Below are 6,005 nucleotides of genomic sequence, written 5' to 3'. Positions count from 1 at the left end.
CCGTTTGATTGAGCTGAGAGCTTATTTGCTATTGCCAAACCAGCCGAATCATCAGCAGCTTTATTAATTCTCAAACCTGAACTTAGTGAATTAAGACTTTTATCTAGTCCGACATTATTCTTTGTTGCATACATATGTGCATTCATTGCACCTATATTTGTGTTTATTCTAAATCCCATGATAAATCCTTTTTGGGTCAAGAGCTTTTGGCTCTCATTAAATTTTATCTTGACTTCCATGTCCCGACGAGTACTAAATCGTCACTTAAAAAAATAAGTTTAGTAACTTTTGAAGTTTCTTTGTAAAATCTATCTTTTTACAATTTATACTTTTTTTGCTACACTTGCGAACTTAAAAATAACTATACTATATATAATGTATAGCACAATAGGAAAACTATTTGAACTTAATTATCGTCGAATCACCCGCTAAAGCCAAGACCATTAAAAACTTTCTAGGCAAAGAGTATGAGGTTATAGCTTCTAAGGGGCATATACGAGATCTGCCCAAATCACGTTTTGGAATAAGCATAGATGAAGAGAATCATCTTGTTCCTACCTATAGCGTTGCTAAAGAGAATGCGGCAACGGTAAAGGAGATAAATACCTTAGCAAAGAAGAGTGATACAATATATATCGCAACCGATGAGGACCGCGAGGGTGAGGCAATTGGGTGGCATATAGCTCATGCTATCAAAAGAGACCCCCAGACACTTCCTAGAATAGTTTTTCATGAAATAACAAAAACTGCGATAAAAAACGCTTTGCAAAACGCTCGTAAAATAGACATGGATATGGTAAACGCCCAGCAAGCACGACGTATTCTTGACCGTGTTGTGGGATACAAACTCTCTCCGCTTCTAAGTTCAAAAATACAAAAAGGGCTCTCAGCAGGTCGTGTTCAATCCTCAACTCTAAAGCTTGTAGTAGATCGTGAGCGTGAGATTAAAGCGTTTGTTCCACAGGAGTACTGGACAATAGACACGCTCTTTAAAAAAGATATAGAAGCAACTCTAACCTCACATAAACAAAGCAAGCTCTCAAAACTATCAATTACAAATAAAAAAGAAGCGGACGCAATAGTTGATAGTGTCAAAGCTGACTCTTTTGTCATATCAAAAATTGAGACAAAAAAGAGAAAGAGTTCAACTCCGCCACCGTTTATGACATCTACTCTTCAACAGACTGCTTCAAGCAAACTCGGATTTACTCCTAAAAAAACAATGATGGTAGCTCAAGCTCTTTATGAGGGTGTAAAAACTCCAAGCGGGACAAGTGGTGTTATTACATACATGAGAACAGACTCACTAAACCTCTCACATGAAGCAGTAAGCGCTGTTCGTGGCGTAATTGAGAGCAGATTCGGCAAAAAGTATCTTCCAAAAGAGCCTAAAACTTATACCAAAAAAGCAAAAGGTGCTCAAGAGGCTCATGAGGCAATTCGTCCTACAGTGTTGCAATTTACTCCAGAGGTTGCACAGAGCTTTTTAAAACCCGATGAGATTAAACTCTACCGTCTAATATATGAGAGATTTATGGCATGTCAGATGAATGATGCTATCTTTGAGCAGCAGAGCATTATCTTTAGCGGTAAAGAGAACGAATATAGAGCGAGTGGAAGAAAACTTATTTTTGATGGTTTTTACGCTCTCACGGGAACGGAGGATAAAGACAAACTTCTTCCAACACTCAAAGAGGGCGAAGCAGCCGAGATACAAAAAGTAAAACAGGAGCAGCACTTTACAGAGCCCCCAGCTCGTTACTCTGAGGCGGCGCTTATTAAAAAACTTGAAAGTGAAGGAATTGGGCGTCCATCAACATATGCTCCGACAATTGCAACTCTTAGCAATAGAACTTATGTTACAATCGAGAAAAAGCAGATTATCCCTACAGAGATGGCATTTACCGTCACAGAAATTTTAGAGAAGAATTTTGCAAATATAGTAGATGTCTCTTTTACTGCGAACATGGAGGAGAAGCTAGATGAAGTAGCAGAAGGTCAGAATGATTGGCAGAAGCTATTAAGCGATTTCTATTTTCCGTTTTTAGAGCAAATTGCGGAAGGTAAAGAGAAAATAGTCTCTCTAAAAGTTGCTAAACCTCTTGGTCGTGCTTGTCCTAAGTGTGGTGAAGAGTTGCTTCTTCGTTCAGGTAGATTTGGGGAGTTTATTGCATGTAGCGGCTTTCCAAAGTGTAAATATACTGAACAAGTTGAAAGTAGTGATGGCGATAAAGAGTCGTCAAACTCTGAGTCAAGCGATGAAATTTGTAATAAATGCGGCAAGGAGATGGTTGTAAAGAGTGGTAGAAACGGTCAGTTTTTAGCATGTAGCGGTTATCCTGAGTGTAAAAACACAAAAAGTATAAATGTTGAGGAGAAGATAAGCGAGACTCCATGTCCTGATTGCGGTGGTAAAATAAGCCTTAAAAACTCAAGACGAGGTCCGTTTTGGGGATGTGAGAACTATCCTGATTGTAAATTTATCTCAAAATTCGAGCCTACAACTATCAAGTGTAAAGAGAGCGGCTGCGATGGATCTTTGGCAAGAAGAACTTACCGAGGCAAAGAGGTTTACGAATGTATAAAATGTAAAGCAAGAATACCGATTGAAGATATAGAGTAAAATAGATCATGAAAATAGGCATCATAGCAGACACTCACACAAAAGTGAAAAAAGCCAAAAGAGCAATTGATGCCCTTGTAGCCGACGGTGCTGAGTTTATGCTTCACGCGGGCGATATCGTAGATGTTGAAGTGCTTCATCTCCTAAAAGAGAGCGGCTTAAGGTACGAAGCAGTCTATGGAAACAACGATGCCCATCTGGCGCAGTTTCACAATCAGTTCAATCTTGTCCAAGAGCCATACTATTTTAAGCTTGCAAACACTAAGTTCAAGCTTATGCATCTCCCTTTTTATATGACTCCAGATGTAGATGTTATAATATTTGCCCATACGCACGAATTTTCTGTAGAGTTTGTTAACAACACTCTCTTTTTAAACTCCGGTGAAGTATGCGCAAGAAATAAACCGCTCTCTGAGTGGGCGATGCTTGAGATAAAAGAGAGTGAGTTTATCGTAACAAGTTACACAAGAGCCAATAAAAGCGACAAGATAAAAAAAGAAGAGTTTAGATACACGAGGCAAAACCATGAATAAAGAGATATTTCTATGCTCAATCTGCAATATAAATAGCGGTACATGTAATGAAGATTGCAAATTTTGCTCTCAGAGCATACGCTACAAAGCAGATATTGAGCGTTATAAACAAAAAGATATAGAGATTATCCTAAAAGAGGCAAAAACTGCTTATGAAAACGGTGCTCTGGGATTTTGTCTTGTAAGTGCGGATAAGGGTCTGAGTGAAAAAACTCTCTCTTTTGTCTGCTCAATTGCTAAGATTTTGACAAAAGAGGTGCCACATCTTAGACTAATAGCATGTAACGGTACTGCAACGCTTGAGCAGCTTCTTACTCTTAAAAAAGCCGGTATAAAAGCGTATAATCACAACCTTGAAACCTCAAGAGAGTACTATGAAAAAGTCTGCACGACACACTCTTGGGATGATAGATATGAGACATGCGAAAATGTAAACAAAGCAGGACTAGTGCTTATTAGCGGCGGGATTTTCGGACTTGGGGAGAGCCATGAAGATAGAGTCTCAATGCTTGAGTCTCTAAAATCTCTAAACCCCACATCGGTTCCTATAAATTTTTATCATCACAACGAAGCACTTGAGCTTGCTCCAAACCCACTAAGTGTCGATGAGGCTCTATCTCTTATACAGCTTACTAGAAATACGCTTGATTCTGCCGAGCGCATAATGGTTGCCGGAGGACGTGAGCTAATGTTTGGCGATAGACAGAGCGAGATTTTCTCACATGGTGCAAACTCTATAGTAATTGGAAACTACCTCACAACGAGTGGGCGTGATATGAATAAAGATTTAGATATGCTAAAATCACTAAATCTAAAAATAGCAAAAACGGTACGATAAACAAATGAATGAAAATGTAATCCTAGTAGTAACAATTTCTCTTATAATCATATTTTCGCCCTTTTTTGCGAAACTTTTAAAGCTTCCTACTACACCTATTGAGATTATATTTGGAGCTATTTTCGCTTACTTTGGTTTTTTGCATGAGGAGCATCTTTTTGAAATAGTTGCAGAACTTGGATTTTTATATCTTATGTTTATAGCCGGAACTGAAATAAACTTAAAAAACACTCTCAAGACCCCAAAAGACTTAATGAAAAAAATCATTATCTACCTTATTGTCTTATATGCTTTCTCTATTGCCATCTCCCTCTACCTTGACCTTGGAAAGATATTTATGGTGCTTCTACCGCTCATCTCTGTTGGGCTTATAGCGACACTATCAAAGGAGTACGGAAAAACTCCTTGGTTATCTCTCTCAATGACTGCAGGAGCAATAGGCGAGATAGTCAGCATAGGATTTTTGACTCTAGTATCTGCTGCCCTACAGTCAGGTCTTGGAATGGGTCTTTTTAAAACAATCTTTGCACTTGCGCTATTTTTACTATTTATGTTTTTACTATTTCGTGCCATGGAGCTTCTTTTTTGGTGGTTTCCGGAAGTATCAACCTCTCTTATGCCGCATGATGATAACAAAGAACAAGATATAAGACTCTCCATGGGGATATTCTTTCTTCTTGTAGGAGCTATGCTATATCTAGATTTAGAGCTCGCTTTTGGTGCATTTTTAGCAGGAATTTTTATTCCTACCTTTTTTGAACACAAACATGAGCTCCCTGAGAAACTAGCCTCTTTTGGTTTTGGATTTTTAGTGCCTATATTTTTTATCCATATAGGTAGCTCCTTTAACCTTGAGATGCTATTTATGGACGGGCTTATAGAAAAAGCGCTCTTTATTACGCTTGCTATGACGTTAATGAGGGTTGTGGCTTCTCTTGTTTTTATAAAGGAGTTAAAACTTATAGATTCTATACTTATGGGTCTCTCTCACTCAATGCCGCTAACTCTTCTCATCGCTATGGCAACTCTTGCTTATAATGCAAAAAGTATAGACGAACTTAACTACTATGCGCTTATTTTAGCTTCACTTTTCCAAGCAATTATTATAATGATTATTATTAAGTTGATAAATAACTATAAAATTAAAAAAAGTGGAGTCAAAAATGAAATTCATTAAAACATCTATATTTTTATCACTATTTGCTTTGTTTGCAAATGCACAGACACCTTTTGAACTAAGCGGTGTTAAGAGCTACTACCCCGTAGTAGAGCTAAATAGCGATAGAATTGATAAAAAATATAAACAGATTCTGCTTGATATGATTGTAGAGACATCTGAAGAGCTTGAGATCAATACTCAAAACTTCTCTACAAGGTCACTTGCATTTCTTATCAGCTATATAGGGGTGGGAGATACTATTGCTCTGAAAATAGAGTTGATGCTAGGGGAGAATGCAAAGAGGCTTGATACAAAAGATAATATTTTTGTAATCTCCTACATGAGCAGTCGGATTTTGGTTGTAGAAGATTTAGAGTTTGACTTACTTGAGACTGCTCAAGAGCTTTTGTATAACTTTGCACAGCAATACAAGGATGACAACTTATGAAAAAACTACTGCTTATAGTGATGCTAAGCTTGATGCTCTTTGCCGACGGGTATAAAGAGTTTGCTAAAGAGATGGCATATGAGACGGAGTATAAAACGGCTCTTGAGAGAGCAAAAAAAGAGAATAAAAGCCTTATGATTCTCATGATTACAAACTACTGTCCTTGGTGTAGCAAGTTTGAGAAAAAAACACTAATGGATAAAAATGTTGATGATAAGATAAAATCAAACTATATCCCTCTAGTCATAAATCGCCAAGAGGGGAATTTTCCAAAATACCTTAATGCTCCCGTAGTACCGGTTACATTTTTTGTAGAGCCAAATAAAGAGGAGATAACTTACCAGAGTATCGGATTTTCTAACAAAATAGACTTTTTAAACCTTTTAAACTCCTTGGAGTAGAGA

General features: G+C 37.6%; 6 protein-coding genes and 1 pseudogene. 6 read left to right on the top strand and 1 reads right to left on the bottom strand.

All coding sequences use genetic code 11. The features are described 5' to 3' along the window. A pseudogene (locus M0Q20_RS05695) lies at window positions 1-179 on the bottom strand (flagellin); the annotation flags it as partial. Window positions 180-400: 221 nt separating this feature from the next. On the opposite strand from M0Q20_RS05695, the gene topA reads away from it, so the two are divergent. Genes topA through M0Q20_RS05665 form a run of 6 tightly spaced genes read left to right on the top strand, consistent with a single transcriptional unit; the run spans window position 401 to window position 6,002 of the window. Then, window positions 401-2,623 (top strand): type I DNA topoisomerase, encoded by a 2,223-nt coding sequence (gene topA / locus M0Q20_RS05690; RefSeq protein ID WP_295059206.1) that lies wholly within the window; start codon window positions 401-403, stop codon window positions 2,621-2,623. A gap of 8 nt (window positions 2,624-2,631) precedes the next feature. Continuing rightward, window positions 2,632-3,156, top strand: coding sequence for a metallophosphoesterase (locus M0Q20_RS05685; protein WP_295059205.1), 525 nt, complete (start codon window positions 2,632-2,634; stop codon window positions 3,154-3,156). After that, a complete protein-coding gene (locus M0Q20_RS05680; protein WP_295059204.1) occupies window positions 3,149-3,994 on the top strand; it encodes a biotin synthase in 846 nt (281 codons plus the stop codon). Before M0Q20_RS05685 ends, M0Q20_RS05680 begins: the two co-directional genes overlap by 8 nt. Window positions 3,995-3,998: 4 nt before the next feature. After that, window positions 3,999-5,171 (top strand): cation:proton antiporter, encoded by a 1,173-nt coding sequence (locus M0Q20_RS05675; protein ID WP_295059203.1) that lies wholly within the window; start codon window positions 3,999-4,001, stop codon window positions 5,169-5,171. Further along, window positions 5,158-5,601 (top strand): hypothetical protein, encoded by a 444-nt coding sequence (locus tag M0Q20_RS05670; RefSeq protein ID WP_295059202.1) that lies wholly within the window; start codon window positions 5,158-5,160, stop codon window positions 5,599-5,601. Before M0Q20_RS05675 ends, M0Q20_RS05670 begins: the two co-directional genes overlap by 14 nt. Next, window positions 5,598-6,002: a thioredoxin family protein gene (locus tag M0Q20_RS05665; protein WP_295059201.1), complete on the top strand. Its 405-nt coding sequence runs from the start codon at window positions 5,598-5,600 to the stop codon at window positions 6,000-6,002. The genes M0Q20_RS05670 and M0Q20_RS05665 overlap by 4 nt, the downstream gene beginning before the upstream one ends. Window positions 6,003-6,005 lie beyond the last annotated feature (3 nt).

This window comes from Sulfurimonas sp. (genome assembly GCF_023229025.1).
GTDB lineage: Bacteria > Campylobacterota > Campylobacteria > Campylobacterales > Sulfurimonadaceae > Sulfurimonas.
The sequence above is the reverse complement of the archived record's forward strand: the minus strand, read 5'-3'. Positions and strand labels throughout refer to the sequence as shown.